The organism is Nonomuraea sp. CA-141351, assembly GCF_050944675.1.
Taxonomy (GTDB): domain Bacteria; phylum Actinomycetota; class Actinomycetes; order Streptosporangiales; family Streptosporangiaceae; genus Nonomuraea.
The window spans coordinates 459,040-482,262 of record NZ_CP191982.1 but is presented as its reverse complement, the minus strand read 5'-3'; the positions used below and the strand labels follow the sequence as shown (position 1 = coordinate 482,262).

Annotated in this window: 21 protein-coding genes; 9 read left to right on the top strand and 12 right to left on the bottom strand. The window is 69.1% G+C overall.

The features are described from left to right. Positions 1–265: 265 nt before the first annotated feature. Complete coding sequence (locus ACQPWU_RS02420; RefSeq protein ID WP_433445144.1) at positions 266–2,956, top strand: DEAD/DEAH box helicase; 2,691 nt, start codon at positions 266–268, stop codon at positions 2,954–2,956. 246 nt (positions 2,957–3,202) lie between these two features. On the opposite strand, the gene ACQPWU_RS02415 is transcribed toward ACQPWU_RS02420, so the two are convergent. Then, positions 3,203–4,861 carry a hypothetical protein gene (locus ACQPWU_RS02415; RefSeq protein WP_433436670.1) on the bottom strand — a complete coding sequence of 553 codons (1,659 nt, stop codon included), beginning with the start codon at positions 4,859–4,861 and terminating at the stop codon, positions 3,203–3,205. Between the two features lie 393 nt (positions 4,862–5,254). Here ACQPWU_RS02415 and ACQPWU_RS02410 point away from each other — a divergent pair, with 393 nt between their 5' ends. Continuing rightward, positions 5,255–5,998, top strand: coding sequence for a class I SAM-dependent DNA methyltransferase (locus ACQPWU_RS02410; protein WP_433436668.1), 744 nt, complete (start codon positions 5,255–5,257; stop codon positions 5,996–5,998). A gap of 287 nt (positions 5,999–6,285) precedes the next feature. Here ACQPWU_RS02410 and ACQPWU_RS02405 read toward each other — a convergent pair whose 3' ends face one another. The 8 genes from ACQPWU_RS02405 to ACQPWU_RS02370 form a co-directional block, all read right to left on the bottom strand. Continuing rightward, a complete protein-coding gene (locus tag ACQPWU_RS02405) occupies positions 6,286–6,714 on the bottom strand; it encodes an Rv3654c family TadE-like protein (RefSeq protein WP_433436666.1) in 429 nt (142 codons plus the stop codon). Between the two features lie 4 nt (positions 6,715–6,718). Continuing rightward, complete coding sequence (locus ACQPWU_RS02400) at positions 6,719–7,081, bottom strand: TadE family type IV pilus minor pilin (protein ID WP_433445142.1); 363 nt, start codon at positions 7,079–7,081, stop codon at positions 6,719–6,721. A gap of 23 nt (positions 7,082–7,104) precedes the next feature. Beyond that, on the bottom strand, positions 7,105–7,542 hold the full coding sequence (locus ACQPWU_RS02395; RefSeq protein ID WP_433436664.1) for a DUF4244 domain-containing protein: 438 nt from the start codon (positions 7,540–7,542) through the stop codon (positions 7,105–7,107). A 641-nt stretch (positions 7,543–8,183) separates the two neighbouring features. Continuing rightward, the gene (locus ACQPWU_RS02390; protein ID WP_433436662.1) at positions 8,184–8,969 is read right to left on the bottom strand and encodes a type II secretion system F family protein; all 786 of its coding nucleotides are present in this window, start codon (positions 8,967–8,969) and stop codon (positions 8,184–8,186) included. A 43-nt stretch (positions 8,970–9,012) separates the two neighbouring features. Next, positions 9,013–9,720, bottom strand: a complete 708-nt coding sequence (locus ACQPWU_RS02385) for a type II secretion system F family protein (protein ID WP_433436660.1) — start codon at positions 9,718–9,720, stop codon at positions 9,013–9,015. 393 nt (positions 9,721–10,113) lie between these two features. Beyond that, on the bottom strand, positions 10,114–11,292 hold the full coding sequence (locus ACQPWU_RS02380) for a TadA family conjugal transfer-associated ATPase (RefSeq protein WP_433436658.1): 1,179 nt from the start codon (positions 11,290–11,292) through the stop codon (positions 10,114–10,116). Continuing rightward, a complete protein-coding gene (gene ssd / locus ACQPWU_RS02375; protein WP_433436656.1) occupies positions 11,289–12,329 on the bottom strand; it encodes a septum site-determining protein Ssd in 1,041 nt (346 codons plus the stop codon). The genes ACQPWU_RS02380 and ssd overlap by 4 nt, the downstream gene beginning before the upstream one ends. Positions 12,330–13,320: 991 nt before the next feature. Continuing rightward, a complete protein-coding gene (locus ACQPWU_RS02370) occupies positions 13,321–14,100 on the bottom strand; it encodes an oxidoreductase (protein ID WP_433436654.1) in 780 nt (259 codons plus the stop codon). 269 nt (positions 14,101–14,369) lie between these two features. Between ACQPWU_RS02370 and acs the strand changes: the two genes are divergently transcribed. From acs to ACQPWU_RS02345, 5 genes are all read left to right on the top strand, one after another. Next, complete coding sequence (gene acs / locus ACQPWU_RS02365) at positions 14,370–16,343, top strand: acetate--CoA ligase (RefSeq protein ID WP_433436652.1); 1,974 nt, start codon at positions 14,370–14,372, stop codon at positions 16,341–16,343. Between the two features lie 124 nt (positions 16,344–16,467). Beyond that, positions 16,468–17,634: a Na+/H+ antiporter NhaA gene (nhaA, locus tag ACQPWU_RS02360; protein WP_433436650.1), complete on the top strand. Its 1,167-nt coding sequence runs from the start codon at positions 16,468–16,470 to the stop codon at positions 17,632–17,634. A 31-nt stretch (positions 17,635–17,665) separates the two neighbouring features. Continuing rightward, complete coding sequence (locus ACQPWU_RS02355) at positions 17,666–18,106, top strand: phage holin family protein (protein WP_433436648.1); 441 nt, start codon at positions 17,666–17,668, stop codon at positions 18,104–18,106. Continuing rightward, the gene (locus tag ACQPWU_RS02350; protein WP_433436646.1) at positions 18,096–19,016 is read left to right on the top strand and encodes an alpha/beta fold hydrolase; all 921 of its coding nucleotides are present in this window, start codon (positions 18,096–18,098) and stop codon (positions 19,014–19,016) included. Before ACQPWU_RS02355 ends, ACQPWU_RS02350 begins: the two co-directional genes overlap by 11 nt. Further along, entirely contained in the window at positions 19,013–19,456 is a 444-nt protein-coding gene (locus ACQPWU_RS02345; protein WP_433436644.1) for a DUF309 domain-containing protein, read from the top strand. Before ACQPWU_RS02350 ends, ACQPWU_RS02345 begins: the two co-directional genes overlap by 4 nt. Before the next feature lie 28 nt (positions 19,457–19,484). Here the strand turns inward: ACQPWU_RS02345 and ACQPWU_RS02340 are convergent, their stop codons facing one another. Next, positions 19,485–20,675: a MarP family serine protease gene (locus ACQPWU_RS02340; RefSeq protein ID WP_360690830.1), complete on the bottom strand. Its 1,191-nt coding sequence runs from the start codon at positions 20,673–20,675 to the stop codon at positions 19,485–19,487. Between the two features lie 81 nt (positions 20,676–20,756). Between ACQPWU_RS02340 and ACQPWU_RS02335 the strand changes: the two genes are divergently transcribed. Continuing rightward, entirely contained in the window at positions 20,757–21,269 is a 513-nt protein-coding gene (locus ACQPWU_RS02335; protein ID WP_360690827.1) for a HEAT repeat domain-containing protein, read from the top strand. Here the strand turns inward: ACQPWU_RS02335 and ACQPWU_RS02330 are convergent. Next, the gene (locus ACQPWU_RS02330; protein ID WP_433436641.1) at positions 21,237–21,902 is read right to left on the bottom strand and encodes an NUDIX hydrolase; all 666 of its coding nucleotides are present in this window, start codon (positions 21,900–21,902) and stop codon (positions 21,237–21,239) included. The genes ACQPWU_RS02335 and ACQPWU_RS02330 overlap by 33 nt on opposite strands. A gap of 40 nt (positions 21,903–21,942) precedes the next feature. Further along, on the bottom strand, positions 21,943–22,665 hold the full coding sequence (gene nth, locus ACQPWU_RS02325) for an endonuclease III (protein ID WP_433436639.1): 723 nt from the start codon (positions 22,663–22,665) through the stop codon (positions 21,943–21,945). An 85-nt stretch (positions 22,666–22,750) separates the two neighbouring features. On the opposite strand from nth, the gene ACQPWU_RS02320 reads away from it, so the two are divergent. After that, the gene (locus tag ACQPWU_RS02320) at positions 22,751–23,191 is read left to right on the top strand and encodes a hypothetical protein (protein ID WP_433436637.1); all 441 of its coding nucleotides are present in this window, start codon (positions 22,751–22,753) and stop codon (positions 23,189–23,191) included. The last annotated feature ends 32 nt before the right edge of the window (positions 23,192–23,223 follow it).

The following is a 23,223-nucleotide window of genomic DNA, read 5'->3' as shown; positions in this document are numbered from 1 at the left end:
GCCCACAGATGCAAGACTGGAAACAGTGACTTCCTCCGCATCCTCCCCACAACAGGCAGGTCCACTCCTCCGCCACCTGCTTGGTGTTCCCGCACGTCATGAGCGTGTCACCCATATGGAGCATGTTCCAGCACGTCAGGCCGGTCAAGTCCAATGGCCCAAATGGACGCCAGAAGTCCTTGTTACGCGCTTGGCGAACCACGGGGTGACAGGACTCTGGCCTCACCAGTACGAGGCCGCCGACCTGGCATTCCGTGGCCGAAACGTGATCATCTCCACCGGCACGGCCTCGGGGAAGTCCCTCGCGTACCTGACTCCCGCGGTCGCCACCTGCCTCGACGGCGGCACGATCCTGTACCTCACGCCGACCAAGGCCCTGGCCGCCGACCAGTTGCGCAGTCTGCGCGAACTACGCATCACCCAGCTGCGCGCCGCCTGCTTCGACGGCGACACTCCGTTCGAGGAACGTACATGGGTGCGCCAGCACGCCAACTACGTCCTGACGAACCCGGACATGCTGCACCGAAGCATCCTCCCTCGTCACGCCCAATGGTCGTCGTTCTTCCGCCGGTTGCGCATGGTCGTCGTGGACGAGTGCCACGGCTACCGCGGCGTCTTCGGCTCCCACGTCGCCCAGATCCTGCGCCGCCTGCGTCGCGTCTGCGCCCGGTACGGCTCGCGCCCCACATTCCTGCTCGCGTCGGCGACGGCCAGCGAGCCGGGGGCGTTCGCGATGAGGCTGACGGGGCTTGAGATGGACGAGGTGACGGTGGACGCCTCGCCCAAGGGTGCGACCACCATCGCGCTGTGGGAGCCGCCTCTGACGGAGCTACGGGGCGAGGGAGGGGCACCTGTACGGCGGACGGCTACGGCGGAGGCGGCGGACCTGCTGGCGGATCTCGTCCTGGCGGACGTCCGCACGCTCGCCTTCGTCCGCTCCCGCCGCGGCGCCGAGACGGTCGCCCTGACGGCCCGCGCCAAACTCGCCGACGTGGCCTTCTCTCTCTCAGCCCGCTTCCCGAGTACGCCCACCCCGACCGACGCACCCCGGACGACACAAACTCCGACGAACATCCCAGCTGCCAACCAGACGGCAAGCACCCCAACGAACGCCCCCCATAGGACAGACGCTCCAGCGGATGTATCTGGCGCAACCCAGACGACGAACACCTCAACGGACCCCTCTGACGCAACCCCGGCAGGGGGCACCTCCACGGACCCGTCTGAGGCGACCCAGACAGCGGGGACTTCCACGGACTCGTCTGACGCGATCCGGACGACTGACACCTCCACCGATCCGTCTGACGCGGGCCAGACAGCAGGCACCTCCACCCGCCCGTCTGACGCGGCCCGGACGACTGACACCTCCACCGACCCGTCTGACGTGGGCCAGACAGCAGGCACCTCCACCCACCCGTCTGACGCGGGCCGGACGACTGTCACCTCAACGGACGCCCGAGGCGCAACCAAGGCAGACACTTCTGGCGCACTCCGGATGGTGGACAGCCTTACGGGGACGCCCAACGCAAGTCGCGCCACCGGCCACGGTGGTGAAGCGAGCGGACCAGTTCCGGAAAGCGCACTCACCTGGGCAATCCCAGACACCCCCACCCATCCGGACTGGTCCGACCTCCCCAACAAGATCGCCGCCTACCGGGCCGGTTACCTCGCGGAAGACCGCAGGGTCCTGGAAAAGGCCCTCCGCGCAGGAACGCTCATGGGCCTCGCCACCACGAACGCCCTCGAGCTGGGCGTGGATGTCTCAGGCCTGGACGCCGTGCTGATCGCAGGCTGGCCCGGCACCCGTGCCTCCCTCTGGCAGCAAGCGGGCCGGGCCGGCCGCGACGGCCGGGACGCACTCGCCGTGCTGATCGCCAGGGACGACCCATTGGACACCTACCTCGTACACCACCCCCAGGCCCTGTTCGGCCGGCCCGTCGAGACGATCGTCCTCGATCCCGACAACCCGTACGTGCTGGGCCCGCACCTCTGCGCCGCGGCCGCCGAGATCCCGCTGACCGACGACGACCTGCACATCTTCGGCGCCACCACCTCAACCGTCCTCGAGGACCTGGTCGCCCAGGGGTTGCTCAGAAGGCGTCCCGCGGGCTGGTTCTGGACCAGACGCGAGCGCGCCACCGATCTCGCCGACATCCGGGGCGGTGGAGGCGCCCCCATCCAGGTCGTGGAGTCGTCCACCGGCCGCCTCCTGGGCAGCGTGGACGAGCCGTCCGCCCACACCACGGTGCACACAGGCGCGGTCTATCTCCACCAGGGCGAGACCTTCCTGGTGGAGCTCCTCGATCTGGAGGCAGGAGTGGCCCTCGTCTCGAGCGCCAACCCCGACTTCACCACGTTCGCTCGCGACATAACCGACATTTCCATCCTCGCCACCCAACGCTCCCACCCACTGGGCCCCGGCACCCTGCACTTCGGCGAGGTGGAGGTGACCCGGCAAGTGGTCTCCTACCTCAAGAGACGCCTCCAATCAGGCGAAATGCTCGGCGATGAGCCCCTCGACCTGCCGCCACGCACCCTCCGCACCCGCGCCGTCTGGTGGACGCTCCCCGCCTCGGCCGTGGCATCTCTCGCGGAGGCCGGCATCGACCTCGGCGGAGCCGCCCACGCCGCCGAGCACGCCGCCATCGGCCTGCTCCCCCTCTTCGCCACCTGCGACCGCTGGGACATCGGCGGCGTCTCCACCGAACTCCACGCCGACACAGGGCTCCTCACGGTCTTCGTGTACGACGGCCACGAGGGCGGCGCGGGATTCGCCGAACGCGGCTACGCCCGGGCGGCGGACTGGCTGACCGCCACGCGCGAGGCCATAACGTCCTGCGAATGCGAACGGGGCTGCCCTTCCTGCATCCAGTCCCCGAAATGCGGCAACGGCAACGAACCTCTGGACAAACGAGGCGCCGTTCGCCTCCTCAACACGCTGCTGACACCTCAATAAAAGCTGCTGTGGCGCGCGCGGCAACGCCCACCACCCCCGCCAAGACCCTCTGAACTCATTTCATCCAGGCGGGTAACACTGTCACCCAAGCTCCAAGAGGGAGTGCCGCTCCACCTGCAACGTCGCGCGGCCATCCGAGCCGACGCCGCTCCCACGCCCAGCTTCGGCCGACCGACGTCCACGCTCTACACCTACGCCAGGACCCTTTTTGTAAGGGCCCTGACATAGCCGTTCTTCAAAATGAATTCAGCTCTCGCCGCCCGTGTGCCGCCGAAGGGCGTAAGCGCGTTCCTCGTCCGCTTCCTTATTGTCATCGTCGGCAGCCCAGAAATCGGCCGACCCAGGCTGTGGGCGCTCCCAGAAACCACTGTCCTCCATGGACCTGGGCGACGGCGGCAGGTAGTCGTCCCACCGATCTTCGATCCGTACGGCGGGCCGCGCGGGGGAGGCGTCGGACTCCGGAACGTCCGTGACCGCGGAACTGGGCAAGGCGATACGGACCGGCCCCTGACGGGTCTCCGCGATGCCTCGAACCTCTCCCACTTCAGCCTGGAGCGGAAGCACGGCGGGCACCTCCTTGCGCTTCTGATCGAGCGCGGGCGACGGCGTCCGGTCGGAATCCGCCGTGTCAGGCCGCTCCGCTGATAACGGCTGCTGGGCCTGCGACCGGTCGGGAACGCGAGTCTTGGCCACCGCCAGGATCACCGCGGGCCGTCGGCGGGGCACCGCCGTGGCGACAGGAACGCTGTCGCTCCCCTGATTGACCTGCGCCCCACCGGCCGACGACGTTCCCGCAGCCGCAGCGGTCGTACGGGATGCGGGGCCGCCTTCCGCGACCGCGGCGAGCGCGCGCCGACGCGCCCAGGCACCCGCGTGGGCGCCGACCAGCAACAGGAGGATGCCTCCCGCGACGTAGACGCCGTACTGGCCGAGGTTCCCGATCGGCGACTCACCCGACTGCGCCTTCGCGTCGACGGGCTGCACGGGAACGGACTGTGCGCCGTTCTTCGTATCGGCTGGGGTGAGACCTCCCGTCGGGTCGGCGGTCGGGATCGGGAGGTTGCCGTTGGGGTCGGTGTCGGGTATGGCCGGCAGCTTGCTGGTCGGCCTCTTGTGGGTCGTCGGCTTGCTCGTCGGCAGGGTCTGCTTCTTGGCCGGGAGAGTGGGCAGCGAATCGACGTTCTTGGTCTTGGGCGTCCGGGCATCGGCGGTCTTCTTGGGCTTGGGCGCCGCCGGGAAAGTGACGTATGCGGCGGCCGAATTGCCCGATCCGATCGAGCCGCCGTCACCGTCACCCCTGAACGCCTTGACCGTGAACCCCACCTTCTGCCCGTTGGCCTTGCTCGGCACGGCCAGTGCCGCCTGGCACGAGGATCCGGAGCACGCGCTGTCGGCGGGCAGTCTCCCCACGATGCCGGACTGGCTGTTGGAGACCTCATACGACTGCAGGTCCGGCTCGGAGCCCTTGCTCCAGGTCACGAGGACCTTGGTGGTGCCCTGCCTGGTCGCGTTCACGTTGCCCGGCACTTCGGGCGGCCGCCGCAGCTTGAACGTGCTGGTCGCGTACCCGGTGCCGGTGATCTCTCCCTTGAGGGTCACAGTGAAGGTGCCGTTGGGGGCGTTACCGGCGTCGAACGTCCCGGAGATCGTCTGGCTCGCTCCACCTCCGGCGACCTTCCGGCTGGGCGTGGAGGGGCCTTCGACGTACAGGCCCACATTCAGCTGCATCACGCCCGTATGCGCGGAAACTGTCACAGACGAGTTCGCAACCACCTGACCGTCTGAGGGCGAGGTGATCTGCCCGTCGGCCCGCAACGTCACCGCGGCGGCCTGAGCGGATCCGCCAAGTGCGATGGTTCCCGCCACGATCACGCCTGCGGCCACCACTCTGCCGACTACCGTCACGACGCTTCCTCCATCGAGAGCCTCGCGCCGCCTGACCGCCTGGGGGCGTTCACGCGACGACCGGAAGTGCAGTCCGCCCGGCCGATACGGTCACCGACCGCCCCCGGACCCGCACCCTAGCGACTTCGTCCCAGCTCTCCCAAGCGTCCTGTCGCATACGGCATGGACTGAGGGTAAGCGGAACCTTACGGGACATACACAACTCTTGGACACCACGTCTAAGTAGTCGTGACTGGATTGCGACCTAACCCCGTCAGCCTCAAGCGCCACATCGCTTTTCGCGCCATTCGAGTCATGTGCCGGGTCAGATCATGCTCTATCCCCCTGCCCTCATGGCCAGCGGATTTTGGGGGACGAGAGCCTTGGCGCATTTGTCTGTCTACACTCCTGGCCGTGACTGGAAGCGGACGTGGTGGCTCCTTCTATGACGTGCCTCATGTCTTCGAGCGGTACCTCGGTCTTCGGCACAGCGGCGTGTCGAGCCCCAACTACGTGATGGAGGAACCGGCTCTTCTGGAGGAGTTGGGCACGGTCGCGGGGCTTCGGGTGTTGGATCTCGGCTGCGGTGACGCGGCCATCGGGCAGGTCCTGTTGAACGCTGGTTGCCGTAGTTACCTGGGACTGGACGGCTCGGCGGCGATGGTCGAGGCGGGCAATGCGGCCTTGCACGGAACATCTGGCCGCGTGGAGATGGCCGACATCGAGGACTTCTCCGCTCCACCGTCGTCTTTCGATCTGATCGTTTCGCGGTTGGCTTTTCACTATGTCAATGACATCCAGCCCGTGCTGGCCGCCTGTCATGCGTGCCTGTCACCCGGCGGGCGCATCGTTTTCACCGTCGTTCATCCCGTTCTGACTTCGTACGACTCCGGGACTCGGGAGAAGCGCACTTCGTGGGTTGTCGATGACTACTTCGTCGACGGGCCGCGGGCGAGGAGCTGGATGGGCGGCACCGTCACCTGGTTTCATCGCACCGTTGAGGATTATGTGGCCGCCCTGATGAGGACGGGTTTTACCCTGACTTCTCTGCGGGAGTGCGCGCCCAGGGAGGATCGCTTCAACGGTGATGTCGCTGAACTGGCGCGTCGGCGTCGTGTTCCGCTCTTCCTGCTGCTTGCCGGTACGCGTACCGGATGAATGCTCTTTGCCGTTGAGGCCGGCCCTCCGTCCCGGAGATTCCTCTCTGCCTTCGAGGTCGCAACGCCGCACGGAGGCGGTTCCTCTCTGCCTTCGAGGCCGCGCCGCCGTACCCAGATGGTTCCTCTTTACCTCCGAGGCGCGGCGCCATATCGGGTGGTTCCTCTTTACCTCCGAGGTCGCGGCGCCATACCCGGCGGCTCCTCTCCCCTTCGAGGCCGCGATGCCGTACCCGGTGATTTCCGGTGCCTTCGAGGTCGCGATGCCTGGCTTGGCCGATTACTCGATCATGGTGTTGTCACAGCTGGGCCGGCGCGGGCTCTGCCTGTCAACGTGCGTGTACCTAATAGCGGTAGCGAGAACGGCAATGAGGTCCGGACGTCGGCGACCTCGTTGGTGATTTCGCATTGGGTGAGCTCGACGCCGTTCTGTGTGGCGAGGGCGGCGGCTCCGGCGCAGGCGCCTTCAGGGTTGATGATCGCTAGTTTGGCTGCTGCCAGGGCGCTGAGGTCGGCGGCGCCGTTCACGCGGTGGAGTGCCACGCGTACTGAGCCGACCGTGGCGAACGCGGTGGCGACCACCATCAAGAGGCCCATGAGGGCTACGCCCCAGAGTGTGGCTGAGCCTCTTTCCTTGGGATTGATCGGTGCCTCCCCTCTCCTGCTGAGTCTCGTTGCTTCGTGGCGCCCGCCCGTCGGCGGTGCCGCCTTCCTCACTGCATCAGGGATATCCGGGCTCGGTGTCGGCCGTAGCCGTTGCGGATATGCGGACCGCCGGTAGGGGCTGGGCCCAGGGCGGTCGTACTTCTACCGTGATCTCGACTCTTGTGGTCTTCGTTTCGCGGGTTACGGTCACCTGTGCGTCCGCGCGGCTGGCTGAGCGGGCTCGGGCGCTGACCTGCTCCAGTGGCTCGCCTCTGGCTGCGGCTCGCGCTGCCGCGCGGGCCGCGTCCACGCACTCGAACTGGGCGCCGACGGCTTGGATGGCCCACAACGCGGCTGCCAGGACGACCATGAGCGCGGGCAGCATCGCGGCGGTCTCGGCCGTGACCGACCCCCGCGATGCCGACCGCTTCGCGCCCATGGAGGTCCGCGGGTGGCGGAGGGTCATCCGTTGGCGGTTTTGAGTGCTCGGTCGATGAGCGATGTCAGCATTTCCTGGACCTCTGGGCTGCTCACTACCTTGAACAGGAGCGCGGCGAAGGCGCAGGCCGCGATGGTGCCCACCGCGTATTCGGCCGTCGACATGCCTCGCTGCCGGTTGACGGCCGCGAAGTGGAGCCATCTGTTGCTGCGCGAACGGCTGGGGCCGGATCGGGCACTCGTGGGTGATTCGTTTCGTGCGCCGGGCGGTGTGGGGATGTCCCTTGGCGGCTTGGCGGTTGGATGCGCTGATTCGGCGGTGTCGGGTGCTGTCGGGTTGTTTCGGGGTGTGTGGCTGCGGCTCTGAGGGATCTTGTCTGTTGTCTCTCTGCCTGGCGTCGTGTGGGGGCTCGGTTTCGAGGCGGCTTTGATGTCGTCTGGCGTGGTGGCGGGACTGTGCATCGTGCCTCCAGGTGGTGCTCGGAGCCGGGGTTTGTCCGGCGGGAGTCCTTAGGTTGGCGGAAGCGGGGTGGTGGCCGGTGGACCGAGCGGCGTTCTGTGGATTGACGATGGTCGGCAGTCCGTCCTTGTGGATAAGCGGTCCGTCCGCGCAGGCGAGTGCTCCTGCGGGAGGCGAACGGTCCTGCCGGTGGCGTCCTACGAAGGCGAATAGTCATGCCGGTGGCGAATCGTCCTACGGGAGACGAGTGGTCCATGCGGAAGCCGAATGATCTTGCGGGAGGCGTGTGGTCCTGCGGGAGGCGAATGGTCTTACGCGTGGCGAGTGGTCTCTCCTTGCCGGCGAGGAGTCCCTTCACGTGGGTGACCCTTGTCATGGGCGAGGAGTCCGTGCTCGTGGGCGAGAAGCCCGTGGGCGGTCCTCGTCGTGGGAAGTGTCTCGGGCGGCAAGCTGTCACGCCCTCGGAGCACCTCGGCGGGTGATCCGTCGCCGTCGCCAAGCCCGTCGGCAAGGGGCTTGCGGGTGATTTGCGAGATGCACTGCGATGGCGCGGCTCGTGAAAGACGGTCGCCTGTTGATCGGCAGCTCGGCTGGGAGCGGCGCGATCAGCTTGTCCTCTTCCAGGATTGGGTCGGCTGTGGCTCTACGGGATGACGATCGTGGCGGCCAGGCCGGCTATTACCGGGATGATTCCTAGCAGGACGAATGCCGGTAGGAAGCACAGGCCCAAGGGGGCCACCGCTTTTACGCCGACGCTTCTGGCGGAGGCTACGGAGGCGGCTCTGGCGGCGTCGCGGGCGTCGTCGGCCAGGCGAGTCAGGACATCCGCCACCGGGGCGCCGCTTTGAGCTGCTCGGCTCATGGCTCGGGAGAGCTGGGCCGTGGCCGGGTCCTTGGCGAGGGTGCCCCACGTGGGTTCGGGGTCGGCGCCGAGACGTAGCTGCGTGCTGACCCATTTCAACCGTTGGCCGAGTGGGCCGCCGATCGCTTCGGCGGCTATGTCTGTGGCGGCGCTCACCGGGCGGCCTGCGAGGAGGCATGCCGTCATCAGATCGGCGGCGAACGGAAGGTCGGCCGCGATTCGCCGGCAGTCACGGTGGGGCCGCTGAGCTTGCTTTTTGTGGAGGAATATCGCGACTGCTGGAGTGATCAAGATACCCGCGAGGGCTCCGGCGACGCCGCCGATCAGAAGGGCGAGGATCAGGCCTGTGCCTGCGGCGATGATGATCGTCTTGCGGGTGATGCGAGGTGGCGCCAAATCCAGCCAGGTCGGATGATGTGGCTCCTCGTTCTGGTTTTGCGCTCGTTGGTTCTCGGAGTGGAGTCTCTTCGGCGGGCGCAGGAGGGACAGGCGTTCCACTGGTGTTCTTGGTGAGAACCACAGCCAGGTGGACATGCCGGCGAACAATGCGGACAGCAACTGGAGCATCGGCCAGGTCCTATCAGGATTGGTACGTGACTCGGCTGTGGGTTCAGGCTTGTGCTTGAGCTGCCATGCGATTGGTCCACCACAGGCCGCAGGCGTCCAGGGCGATGCCTGCGATCACGCACATGAGGCCGGGCAGGCTGCCGAACAGGAAGTCCAGGGGGTGCATGTTCAGGGCCACGGCCATCAGGAGACCGAGGGCCGGGAGGACGGCGAGGAGCCTGGCCGTGGTGCGGGGGCCTGCCAACTGGGCGGCGACGTCCTGGCGATGAGCTTGGGCTGTGCGTAACGTGCTGCCGACTCGCTCGACCAGTGCGGCCAGGCCCGCGCCCACCGTGACACCCACCTCCCAGCAGGCTGCCAGTTGGCGTAGGCCCTCGCCTCCTTGGGGTGGGGCCGACGAGGTGAGGGCCGCGGAGACGTCGCCGCCGTCCCTTGCCGCCGCGATGACGGGACGCAGGGCTTCCGGGGCCGGGAGGTCCACGGCTGCTATTGCCCTGGTCAATGCCTCCCCCGGGGTGCGGCCGGCCGAGAGCTCCGCGGACAGGGCCTGGCATAGCTCTATTGACGCCCGGCGCCAGGACTCCGCTCGGCGTGCGGGCGTTGGGCGGGTGAGCAGCCTGCTCAGGGATCTCCGTTGGGGCTTCTGCCCGCCCACGGTCAGCCTGGCCAGGCGGGTTGTGGGAGTGTCGGGGGCTGTCCACAGCCATACGGCGCAAGCTGTGGACAACGCGGCTATCAGAGCGCTGGTCATCACGCTTCCTCCGGCGTGCACGCTGCGGCTATAAGGGGGCCGGTCATCGGGCTCCCTCCGGGCTGGACGCTGCGGCTATAAGGAGGCCGATCACCGCACCCCTCCCGGCTGGACGCTGCGGCTTTCAGCGTGCCGGTCATCGCCTGCTTCCGACGTGCGAACGGCGTTGCGTCTGGGACGACGGGACGATCCTGCTCGGCGTGGCGGCGGTGCACGATGGCAGGCGCCTCGAGGGCGCCTGAGCCGTGCTCGGGTGCATGGACATCGGCGCCCTGAGGACGCCGTCCGGTCCAGCCGAGCCGCCGCGCTCCGGCTGGGCCTTCATGGACGTGCTCTTTGCGACAAGGCCGCGTAGAGCCAGGCTGTCGCGCTCCGGCTGAGGTGGGTGGGCCCTCATGGATGTGCTCTTCGGGACAGGGCCTCGTAGGCCGGGCCGGGCCGGAAGTTTCCCTGGGTGTCGAAGGTGAGGGCGGGGATGGACTCGACGAAGCCGGTTGACGTTCTGGAGAGCAGGCAGATCTCAGCTATGCGGCGTCGGCCGTCCGGGCGGCCGCGGGTCAGGTGGATGACCGCGTCGAGCGCTGCGGCCAGCTGGCTGTGCACGGCTTCTCGGGTCAGGCCCGCCGCGCAACCCAGCGCCTCCAGGCGAGGTGGCACGTCGGCAGCAGTGTTCGCGTGAAGGGTGCCGCAGCCGCCCTCGTGACCCGTGTTCAGCGCGGCCAGCAGATCGACCACCTCACTGCCCCTCACCTCTCCCACCACCAGGCGGTCCGGGCGCATGCGCAGCGCCTGGCGTACCAGGTCGCGTAGGCCCACCCCGCCCGCGCCCTCCAGGTTGGCCGGGCGGGTTTCCAGGCGGACCACGTGGGGGTGGAGGGGGCGCAGCTCGGCGGAGTCCTCCACCAGGAGGAGGCGCTCTGCCGGGTCCGCCAGCGACAGCAACGCCGACAGGAGGGTGGTCTTGCCCGTGCCGGTGCCGCCTGTCACCAGGAACGCCAGCCTGGCTGTCACCATGGCGGTCAGCACCGAGATCGCGGACGGGGTGACCGTCCCCGCCGACACCAGATCTTCCAGGGTGAACGTGCGACGCGGCGGCAGGCGCAGCGACACACAGGTGCCGCCCGACGCCACCGGTGGGAGCACGGCGTGCAGACGGACGCCACCCGCGAGTCTGGCGTCCACGTACGGGGAGGCGTCGTCCAGCCTCCTGCCGGCGGCGGCCGCGAGGCGCTGGGCCAGCCTGCGGACGGCTCCGTCGTCCGTGAAGGTGACCTGGGTACGGCGTAGGCCGCCCCCGTCGTCTACCCACACCTCGCGGGGGCCGTTGACCAGGACGTCCGTTACGTCCGGTTTGGCCAGGAGCGGCTCCAGTGGTCCTGCGCCTATCAGGTCGGCGCAGAGCGCCCTGGCCACCGCGAGGATCTCCGCGTCGCCGTACACGGATTTCTCGGCTCTCAGAGCCACTGCCACCTGGGCGGCGCTGGGCTCGACACCCGCCCGGGCCAGACGTACGCGAACCGCTTCCACCAGCTCCGGCGAGACGGCGCCTTGGGATGAGGGCAGGATGGTCATGTCGGGAGGAGGTCTCGTAGGAGGGTGGTGCAGAGGGCACCCAGCACGGTGCGGGGGCCCAGTTTGGGGAGTTCGCCGCGGTTGAGGGTGGCGGTGAGCCTTGGCTGGTCAGGCAGGGTGCCGGCGGACGGGATGCCCAGCGAACCCGCGGCCGTGTCGTCATCCAGAACCCCTGGCCTGAGCACCGCGCGGATGTCGGAAGTGTGTTTGCGCGCTTCGCCCAGCACCTGGACGGTCGACAAGATGCCGCGTACGTCCGCCGTGGTCACCACCAACGTGGTTTTCGCTCTGGTCAGAGCCTCGATCGCGGCGGCGTCCAGGTGGCGTGGGAGGTCGACGACTATCAGGTCGAAGCCCCGCTGACCTGCCTCCAGGACTGAGCGCATGGCCTGGGCCGGGATCGCCGCCACCTCGCCTCTGTGGAAGGAGAGCACCGCCAGGTCGCCGAACGATGGCAGGGCCGCCTGAAGTGCGCTGGAGTTGATCCGGCCCTCGCGGGCCACCAGGTCTCCCCAGCGGGCGCCCGAAGCCTCCTCCTGGCCCAGGAGCGCGTCGATGCCTCCGCCGAGGGGGTCGGCGTCAACCAGCAGCGTGCGGAGATGATCCCCCGAGGCGCGCAGGGCCAGGCAAGCCGACAGGACGCTCGCGCCCGCTCCGCCACGTCCGCCGACCACGCAGATCACGGATCCCGAGCGGGGATCGGGCTCCATGGCGTCCGCCAACCGCTCCACCAGGTGGCGCTCGTCGTCGGGGAGCGCCACGACGGCCTGGGCGCCTACCGCCACGCATTTTCGCCAGCTGTCCGGGTCTTCGGCGGCTCGGGTGACGAGGAGGACCTGGTCTCGGGTGGGCGGTGAGGTCGCCGCCACGGCGTCTGCCTGGTCGGCGCCTACCGCGATCAGCGGGGCCAGGTTCCAGAACGGGCGGGCGTGAGCTGGGGCGTGCGCCACGTCGAGCTGGGCGCCTGCCGCGGCTGCTATGCGGACGAGGTCGTCGAGCAGGGCGTGGTCTTCGGTGATGACTAGCGGACGGTGCATTGCCGGGCTCCCTGGTGGCTGGGGTTGGGAGGCCAACGTTGCTGGAGGTGGATGGGATGGGGAGATGGTGAACGGGGTTCTGGGGATCGTGGGTTGCTGTTGTGGAGCGGCTGTGGATAACCGGCGCTTGCGGCCCGGGAATCTGCGAGGCGCCTCAGCGGGGTGTTGGTGCTGGAGTGATCGGGCGCGATCGCCGAAGGGCTCGGCGACGTGGGTAGTGGGTTAGTGCCGCTCTTTTGAAGACAGCGCGCTCCAAGCGATGGCCGGCGGCGGCCGAGGGCGATGGATGGGTCGCAACGGCGAATCTCCGGCTGAGGGCGACGGACGGCGCCACAACAGTGCCGTATCGGCGGCGCGGTGGCCCGGGGCGCCTTGGAGAAGGGCCAGGGGGTGGAAAAGGGGCGACCCCCGCCGGGGGGGAGAGCGGGGGTCGCCTCATCGGTCCGGCTCCGGGGGGGTAGAGCCGGTCCCGTTTCAGAAGAAAGCTTTCAACACTTCACCAGAGCCTGGCAAGGGACTGGCAAAGCCACCCGTGCACGGTCGCTCCAGTTTCGGGCGATACCAACGTATGCTGCCCGATCGACTCGAGTTTCGTCGAGGAGCAATCTCGCATTTTCGCCAAGTTTTTTGTCCACGGCATAACGATCACATAAAGGAGATCACTCTCCGTGATCGTCACGGGTTGGTAACCAGGTGGCCGGAGGTACTGGTGGAGGCATATGCCTGGCCTGGCCTCATAGGCGGGTAAAGGTCTTGCTCCAAGGGGTTCCCATCAGGGTGGATCCGGCATAGAAAGGAGTCACGGACCCCTTGTCCGGGTGCATCCACCGGGCACCCACGCGCGACCAGCCGCGGGAGGCGCGTCGTGACGGGCTTGACCCGCTCCGACGAATAGAGGTGCACGCTTGGTAACCCGGCGTGATGCACCGGCAGACGGCGTCTCTTGACTGAGACGCCGTCAGCTATGTCAGCACCCCCGCCCGCCGAGCGCTCAGCCCCTTTGCATGGCCTCGCAGATGGCGGTCGTCTCGCGCACTCCGAGGGTTACCGCGGAGGCACACTGCTGTACCCACTGCGCGACGCCCTCGGGGGTCCCGCTCAGGTACGCCCGCAGCCCGTCGGCATAGGCCACCTCCAGGTGCCCCACCTCCACGGCCACCAGGGACTTCGGGTCCAGCCCGTACTCCACCAGGGTCAGCCGCTCGGCCGAGCGCGCCACGATCCCGTCCGCCGTGCCGAAGGGCCGCAGTACGGCCAGCTCGGCGTGCACCACGGCGGCCAGCACGACCGCGGGCGCCTTGGTGGGCCGCTCCAGCAGGCCGAACAGCCCGTCTATGCGAGCCGCCGCCTCCGAGGCCCCCGGCGCGGGCCCCATGCCGAGCGGATCCGACGCCTCGTCCGTCAACCGCGGACGGCCCAGGGAAGGGTGCGGCGCGAGGCCGGCGGCCGCCACCGTGTGCAGGCGGGCGAGCACCTGTCTGGGCGCCGTACGCCAGGTCGAGCCCATCCGGCCCATCTCCGCCGACGCACGCAGCGCCCCCTGGACCAGGGGGTCGCGGACCTCGTCCCGGCGCAGGGCCTCGAGGGACACGTCCACGCCTTCCAAGCAGGCCGACGCCCGGGCGCCGCGCAGCGACGACTCCGCGGACACCGCCGGGCTGGCCCGGCGCAGGACGCGGTGGCGATACAGCCTGTCAACGGCCTGCCGCGCCGATTCCACGGCCTCGGCCACGCCGGGGAACTCCGCGATGACAGCCAATGGGTCACTCACGGGGACCGACCCTACCCGCGGGTACGGCCCGACCGTACCAGCCTCCCGAGAGCCGCGGCAGGGCCGAGAAAGCGGGGCAATCGAATATCGACAAGCCTTTATGGGTCCCCTCCCGATTTCAGGATGACAACATTTCAATAGCGTTTGTCATTCGACCTGATAAGCAGCGCCTGTCGGTACGGACCTGTCTAGACCTCTTGTGTGTGGAGCCTGTGAGCTGGTGAAGTGGGACACGACGTATCCAATCTGGCCATAGAAGGAGCAACGAAGTGGCCCCGGAGACCCCTGGCAACGAGACCCAGGCGCTGTCCAACCTGCTGCAGGAGAACCGCCGGTTCGCACCGCCGGCTGACCTGGCGGCGGCCGCGAACGTGACCGCCGCCGCATATGACGAGGCCGCCGCCGACCGTCTCGCTTTCTGGGAGCGCGCAGCCGAGCGGCTGACCTGGGCCAAACGGTGGGAGAAGACGCTCGAGTGGAATCCGCCGTTCGCCAAGTGGTTCACCGGCGGGCAGCTCAACGTGGCCTACAACTGCGTCGACCGCCACGTCGACGAGGGCCGCGGTGACAAGGTCGCCTACTACTGGGAGGGCGAGCCGGACGGCGACACCCGTACCCTCACCTACAACGACCTCAAGCGTGAGGTCAGCAAGGCCGCCAACGCCCTTCAGGAGCTGGGCGTCGCCAAGGGCGACCGTGTGGCCATCTACATGCCGATGATCCCCGAGCTGCCGGTCGCGATGCTGGCCTGCGCCCGCATCGGAGCGATCCACTCGGTCGTGTTCGGCGGGTTCTCGGCCTCAGCGCTGAAGAGCCGCATCGACGACGCCGACGCCAAGCTCGTCATCACCGCCGACGGCGGCTACCGCAGGGGCAACCCGTCGGCGCTCAAGCCCACGGTGGACGAGGCCGTCGCCGAGTGCCCCCAGGTCGAGCACGTCCTCGTCGTACGCCGTACCGGCCAGGACGTCGCCTTCGGCGACAAGGACGTGTGGTGGCACGACGCGGTCGAGCGCCAGAGCGACCAGCACACCGCCGAGCCCCACGACGCCGAGGACCCGCTGTACATCCTCTACACCAGCGGCACCACCGGAAACCCCAAGGGCATCCTGCACACCACCGGCGGCTACCTGACCCAGACCGCCTGGACCCACCACGCGGTCTTCGACCTCAAGCCCGACACCGACATCTACTGGTGCACGGCCGACATCGGCTGGGTGACGGGCCACTCCTACATCGTGTACGGCCCCCTGGCCAACGGCGCCACGAGCGTCATCTACGAGGGCACCCCCGACACCCCGCACCGCGGCAGGTTCTGGGAGATCGTGCAGAAGTACAAGATCACGATCCTCTACACCGCCCCCACGGCCATCAGGACGTTCATGAAGTGGGGAGACGACATCCCCGCGAAGTACGACATGTCCAGCCTGCGCATCCTGGGCTCCGTCGGCGAGCCGATCAACCCCGAGGCGTACGTCTGGTACCGCGAGCACATCGGCCACGAGCGCTGCCCCGTCGTGGACACCTGGTGGCAGACGGAAACGGGCGCCATCATGATCAGCCCGCTCCCTGGCGTCACCGCGGGCAAGCCGGGCGCCGCGATGCGCCCGCTCCCGGGCATCACCGCGGACGTGGTCGACGACCAGGGCAACAGCGTCCCGAACGGAGGCGGCGGCTTCCTCGTGGTCCGCGAGCCGTGGCCGTCGATGCTGCGCACGATCTGGGGTGACGACCAGCGCTACATCGACACGTACTGGAGCAGGTTCGACGGGATGTACTTCCCCGGCGACGGCGCCAAGAAGGACGAGGACGGCGACCTGTGGCTGCTCGGCCGCGTGGACGACGTCATGCTCGTCTCCGGCCACAACATCTCCACCACCGAGGTGGAGAGCGCGCTGGTCAGCCACCCGAAGGTGGCCGAGGCGGCCGTGGTCGGCGCGACCGACCCGGTGACGGGCCAGGCGATCGTGTCGTTCGTGATCCTGCGCGGCACTGCGGAGGAGAGCGACGACATCGCCGCCGACCTGCGCAACCACGTGGCCAAGACCCTGGGCCCGATCGCCAAGCCGCGCCAGATCCTGGTCGTGCCCGAGCTGCCCAAGACCCGCTCCGGCAAGATCATGCGCCGCCTCCTGCGCGACGTGGCGGAGAACCGCAGCATCGGCGACGTCACCACCCTGGCCGACAGCACGGTGATGAACCTGATCTCAGAGAAGCTCCCGTCGGCGAAGTCCGAGGACTGAGGCCGCGTAAAGGGCGTATGTCTCCATATAGGGACATACGCCCTTTACGGGTACGCTGATACCTAGGTGTGCCGGGAAGCCTGGTCGGCGTGACGACAGAGACATGCCGACAGAGAGACGTCCCATGCGTACCGCCACGAGCCGCCCTGCCCGCGCCCTCGCCGAAGCCCTCCGCACCGAGACCATCGGCGGAGTCATCATGCTCACCGCCACGGTCGCCGCCCTGGCCTGGGCGAACATGTCCCCCGACGGCTATGACGCGCTCCGCGAGACCCGGCTCGGCCCCATGGAGCTGTACAAGTGGGCCCAGAACGGCCTGCTGACGATCTTCTTCTTCGTGGCCGGCCTGGAGGTCAAGGAGGAACTGGTCCACGGCGAGCTGGCGAACGTCCGCAAGGCCGCCCTCCCGATCATCGCGTCCCTGGCCGGAATGGTCGTGCCGGCCATCGTCTACCTGCTGGTCAGCTGGGGTGCGCGCGACGCCGCCCGCGGCTGGGCGATCCCGACGGCCACCGACATCGCCTTCGCGCTCGCCGTGCTCGCCGTGACGGCCGGCGCGATGCCGGCGGCGCTCCGCGCGTTCCTGCTGACCTGCGCGGTCGTGGACGACCTGGGCGCGATCACGGTCATCGCCGTCTTCTACACCAGCCACGTCGACGTCCTCATGCTGCTCCTGGGGGCGGCCCTGCTGGCCGCGTACGGCCTGCTGCCGCACCAGAAGCTCACACTCGTGCCGCTGGGCGTGGCCGCCTGGTACGCCGTCGAGGCCAGTGGCGTGCACGCCACCGTGGCGGGAGTGGCACTGGGCCTGCTGACCCGTACGACCGCGAACCAGGGACGCTCCCCCGCGGAGGCGGCCGACCACTACTTCCGCCCGATTTCGGCCGGTCTGGCGGTGCCCGTGTTCGCATTCCTGTCGGCGGGGGTGAAGCTGGACGGATCCAGCCTGGGCGCTATCTTGTCCGATCGGGTAGTTCTGGGAGTGATAGCGGGACTCGTGCTCGGTAAGTTCCTCGGCGTGTTCGGCGGCGCCTGGCTGTCGGTGCGGCTCGGCCTGGCGAAACTGTCGGATGAGCTCCATTGGCGGGACATGGCGGCGGTGTCGTTGCTGGCCGGGATCGGGTTCACGGTTTCACTGCTGATCGGCGACCTGGCGTACGGCGACGACCGGCAGCGGGCCGAAGCCGTCACCACCGGGATCCTCGCGGCCAGCCTCGTCGCGTCGATCCTGGCGGCGGTGCTGCTTCACGTGAGGGTGCGCAAGCGTCGCATTGCACTGGATGATGTTTGACACGGCCGCCAGGCCTCGATAGGAGACGTTCATGCCGCAGACTCCCGAGGAAGAATCCCTGGGCTCGTTGGTCGCCCAGGCGAGCAGTCACATCTCGGACCTGGTCCGCTCGGAGATCGAGCTGGCCAAGTCCGAGCTCAGGTTCGACGCCAAGCGGGTCGGCACCGCCGGCGGCCTGTTCGCCGCGGCCGCCTTCATGGCGCACCTGTGCCTGATCCTCGCCTCTTTCGCGATCGCGTACGCGCTGGCCCTGGTGATGCCCATCTGGCTCGCCTTCCTCATCGTGACCGTGATCTACTTGCTGCTCGCGGGTCTGGGAGTGTTCCTCGGGATCAGGCGGCTCAAGGGGCTGGCCGGGATGAAGCGCACCGCAAGGTCGATCAAGGGGCTCAAGGAGATCGCCACGCCCGAGGACGAGGCGCTCCCCGCGCTCCGTCCCGATCGCGGGCCGGTGACACGCGATGGCACCTGACGAGTCGGTCGTACAGATCGAGGGGCCCTGGACGCATCGCGCGGTCCACGCGGGCGGCACCCGCTTCCACGTCGTCGAGGCGGGCGAGGGACCGCTGGTGCTGCTGCTGCACGGGTTCCCGCAGTTCTGGTGGACCTGGCGCAACCAGCTCGTCTCGCTACCGAAGGCCGGATACCGGGCGGTCGCGGCCGATCTGCGCGGCTACGGCGGCAGCGACAAGCCGCCGCGCGGCTACGACCTGCCCACGCTGGCCGCCGACGCGACCGGGCTGATCAGGGCGCTGGGCGAGACCGGGGCGATCGTGGTCGGGCACGACTGGGGCGGGTTGCTGGCCTGGACGATGGCCGTGCTCGACCCCAAGTGCGTGCGCCGGCTGGTCGCCGTGTCCGCCGCGCATCCGCTGCGGCTGCGCAGCGCGCTGCTCACCGATCTGTTCGGCCAGCTCAAGGCCAGCGGGCAGACGTTCGGCCACCAGTTGCCGCTGCTGCCGGAGCACCGGCTCAGGCGCCGCGAAGCGGCCCTGGTGGGCCGGCTGCTGGACGAGTGGTCGCGCCCTGGGTGGCCCGACCCTGAGACCGCGCGGATCTACCGCGAGGCGTTCCGCATCCCTGCCGTGGCACACTCGGCTCTGGAGTACCACCGCTGGTTCGGCCGCTCCCAGCTGCGCCCCGACGGCCGCCGCTACGCCAGGGCCATGCGCACCGAGATCGAGGCCCCCACGCTGCACCTGCACGGGGCGCTCGACCCGCGCCTCCTGCCACGTACGGCGCAGGGTTCGAGCCGCTATGTGGCGGCTCCGTACCGGTGGCGGCTGCTCGAAGGAGCCGGCCACTTCCCCCACGAGGAGATCCCCGACGTGTTCGACACCGAGTTGCTCGGCTGGCTGGCCGATCCGGAGCCCGACCGATGAGAGACCGCGATTCCGAGGGCAGGCCGCGTAGCGCCAGGCCGCGCGACGCGTACGGCAGGCCGCTCCCCTACGGCGAGCCCGGCGTGGCCAGGGTCCCCGACGACTACTCGCCCACCACAGAGCAGGCCCTGGCCGACGGCCGCCGCTTCCTGAGCGAGGGCCTGCCGTTCAACGCGCACGAGGTGTTCGAGGGCCGCTGGAAATGCGCTCCCGAGGAGGAGCGCGACCTGTGGCAGGGCCTCGCGCAGATCTGCGTCGGGCTGACGCACCTCCAGCGCGGCAACGGGCGCGGGGCGGTGACCCTCTTCAGCCGGGGCGCCGCCAAGGCCCAGGGGTACGGCGGCGCGTACGACCCGGTCGGCAAGGCGGCCTCCGGCCTGAGCCAGGACAGCGACCCCGACGAGGCCATCGCCCTGATCCTGGACAAGCTCCCCGGCTAGCCGGCAGGGAGCGGGCCCTACGGGACGGTCAGTCGCACTGCTGGGTGCTGGCCTGCGTGGTGTCGTTTCTGCCCTGGGCCGCGTCGGGGGCGACCTCCTCGGCCGTCAGGACGTAGCCGGTGTCGGCCTCGTTGGTCGCGGCGGCGAAGATCACGCCGTAGACGCGGCCGTCCACCGTGAGCAGCGGGCCGCCCGAGTTGCCGGGCAGCACCCGGCCGCGGATCGCGTAGACCTTGCGCCGGACCGTGGTGTCGCGGTAGATGTCGGGCCCCTCGGCGTCGAGCTGGCGGCCGATCCTGGCCGGCTCGGCGGTGAACCCCTTGCTCTTGGGGAACCCGGCGATGATCGCGTTGTCGCCCCGCCCGCCGTCGCCGTCGAAGGCGAGCTGCGGCAGGCTCAGCCCGGGCACGTACAGGATGGCGATGTCGCGCCGCGGGTTGTAGCGCACGACGGTGGCCGCGTGCGGCGTGTTGTTGGAGTCGATGACCTGTAGGTCGCGGGTGACGCCCGCCACCACGTGGGCGTTGGTCATGATCCGGTCAGGAGCGTAGACGAAGCCGGTGCCCTCGATGTGCTTGTTGCAGCTCTCGGCGTTGCCCTGGACCTTGACGATGCCCCGGCGGGCCCGGCTCAGCTTGGCGCCCTGCAGCACGCTCTGATCGGGCGGCGGCACGTCGATGAGCTGGTCCGCGCCGATCGCGTCGAAGACGGGCGGGAACTCCGAGCGGTCGATGAACTTCTTGAACGGCTGCTGCCAGTCGCGCGCGGCCTGCGGGATCGCCTCGTCGACCGTGGTCAGCAGCGCGGAGTTCTTCACCTGGTCGACGAGCGGGGTGAAGGCCGTGGAGACGATCAGCGAGCCGATCAGCCAGGCGATGACCAGCACGGACAGTGCGCTGGAGAACGTGCCCCCGACCGCGTCGGCCACCCTGGCGGGCTCCCAGGTCACGTGGCTGCGCACGACGGCGCCGAGGGTCGAGGAGGCGAACTGGCCGATGGTGGCGGCGAGGAAGACGATCACGATGGCCAGCAGCGCCTGCGGTGTGTCGCCGCTGACCACGGCCTTGGAGATGGGCGGCGCGATGAAGACGCCGAGCACGGCTCCGCCCACGAACCCCACGAAGCTCATCACTCCGATGATGAAGCCCTGCCGGTAACCCGAGATACCGAAGGCGATCACGAGGCCGATCAAGATGAGGTCAAGCAGATCACCGCGCACGCTTCAAAGGTAACCAGGGATACGGTCAAGTGTGCACGTCTTCGGCCAGGACCGCGCTACAGCGTGTCTACCTTGGGCGGTATGCCGCCGGCCGAGGGAACTGTGCGCGATCTCATCGAGGCCGCTCTGTGCGACCCCGATCCTGACGGCCCCCTGCGCTGGCACGTGATCTCCGTGCTGCGCCAGCGCGGCGACCTGGAGTCGTTCATCGAGGCCCGCCGGCTGTGCGCCGGGGAAACCGTGACCGAACGCCTGCTCGGCGTGGACATCATGGGGATGCTGCGGCCGTTCGTGGACCGTACGCTGCCGGTCCTGCGCTACCTTGCCGCCAGCGAGGACGACGCCATGGTCCTCTACTCGGTGCTGATCGCCTTCGGCCACCTGGCCGACCCGCGGTCGCTGCCGTCGGTGATCGAGCTGGCCGGCCACGACGACGCGAGGGTGCGGTACGGCGCCGCGTACGCGCTGCAGCACGTGCTCGGCGACCCCCCTGACCGGGCGGGCCTGGAGACGCTGCGCGCATTGGCGGCCGACAGCGACAAGGACGTGGCGGGCTGGGCCTCACTCGGCGTGGCGCTGAGATCGGCCCGCTAGCTCCTGATCGTTTCCTGCGGGAGGTCCTCCACCCCGCGTGGGATCCCACGGGCGTTCGAGCCCGCCCTCGCGCAGCACGGTGTCCAGGACCATGGCCGTGAACCCCCACACGAGCATCCCCCGCACCCGGAACGCCGGCCCCGCCATCCCGCTGGGATGCCGCAGCATGACCCGGTTGCCGGGATCGACCAGCTCGGCGATCGGCACCCGCTCCACGGACTCGACCTCGCGGGGTGAGGCCGCGTGCACGGCGGACGGCTCGCGCCACCAGGCGATCACGGGCGTGACCCGGTTGTCGCTGTGGTTGAGGTACAGCTCGGGCATGGTGCACAGCACGTGGACCCCGGAGGGGTCGACGCCCGTCTCCTCCTCGGCCTCGCGCAGCGCCGCCTCGACGGGCCCTCCGTCGTCGGGATCCACGCCGCCGCCGGGGAACGCGGGCTGGCCGGCGTGCCTGCGCCCATGCGTGCTGCGCTGGATGAGCAGGACATCGGGACCCAGCGGCCCCTCGCCGAACAACATCAGCACCGCCGCGACCCGCCCGGCCCCGTCCGGAGGGCGCAGGTATTTGGGCACTCTGATCCGCTGGGCCTGCGCCGCCAGTATGTCGAGCCAGTCGGGCACTTCGGTCACGCATCCTCCAACACGCCGGGCCTCCGGGGACTTCCCTTGATCAGGAGAAGGGTCCGGACCTGACGAGCTTCGCGGCCTCGGCCGTCGCCGTGGGGCCGGTGCCGTACGACGGGCAGAGCGCGGCCAGCGGGCACACGCCGCACGCGGGCCGACGGGCGTGGCACATGCGGCGGCCGTGCCAGATCACCCGGTGCGAGAAGATCGTCCACTCGCGCCTGGGCAGCAGCTCCCCCACGGCGTGCTCGATCTTGACGGGATCGGTCTCCTCGGTCCAGCCGAAGCGGCGCACCAGCCGTTGGAAGTGGGTGTCGACGGTGAGCCCCGGCACGTCGAACGCGTTGCCCAGCACCACGTTGGCGGTCTTGCGGCCCACGCCCGGCAGGGTGACCAGGTCCTTCAGCTTGCCGGGCACCTCTCCGCCGTAACGCTCGCACACCGTCCTGGCCATGCCGATGATGCTGTTGGTCTTCGCGCGGAAGAAGCCGGTCGAGCGGATGATCTCTTCCATCTCGGACGGATCCGCGGCGGCATAGTCGGTCACCGTCGGATATTTCGCGAAGAGGATGGGAGTGACCATGTTGACCCGCTTGTCCGTGCACTGCGCGGACAGGATGGTCGCGACCAGAAGTTCTAACGGGTTGCCGAAGTCGAGCTCGCAGTGGGCCTCTGGGTAGGTCTCCGCGAGGATGCGGTTCATCTTGCGCGCCCGACGTACCAGTGCGAGCTGGGTCTCCGGCTTGCGCCCCGCCGCGTTCGTGCCCATGCCGCAAGACTAGAAGCTCTCGCGAACGATTGAACCCAGGACGGCCCTGCTCGCGTACAACCTGGCGACACAGGAGGCGGTGGCCATGAGCGGTCAGGGTGCGGTGCTGTCGGAGTTCGTGCGTACATCGGGGCCGCTCAACGGGCAGGCGCTGCATCGCCTGGCCCTGGCCTGCGCCTCCGCCGTGGCCAGACTGCACGCGCGGGGCAACGTCGGGCTCGGGCTCAGCCATGAGAGCGTCGCGCTCGGCGGCAACGGCCAGGTGCTGATCGGCTGGCGGCCCGGCGTCACGCCGGGCTCCGCGGCCGAGGACATGTGGGCCTGGGCCGACCTGGTGGTCTTCGCGGGGACCGGCCGCACTGACGGCGACACCGCCGCTCTGCCTCCCGCCCTGCGCCTCGCGGTACGGCAGTGCCGCCGGCCCGACCCCACGACCCGCCCCCGGGCGGCCGACGTACTGCGCGTGCTGCTCGGCCAATCGGTGGCCGCGGCGGTGGCCTCGGTGGACGACCTTCTGGCTTCCTGACGCCTCAGGAGAGGGCCGATACGCCCTGAAAT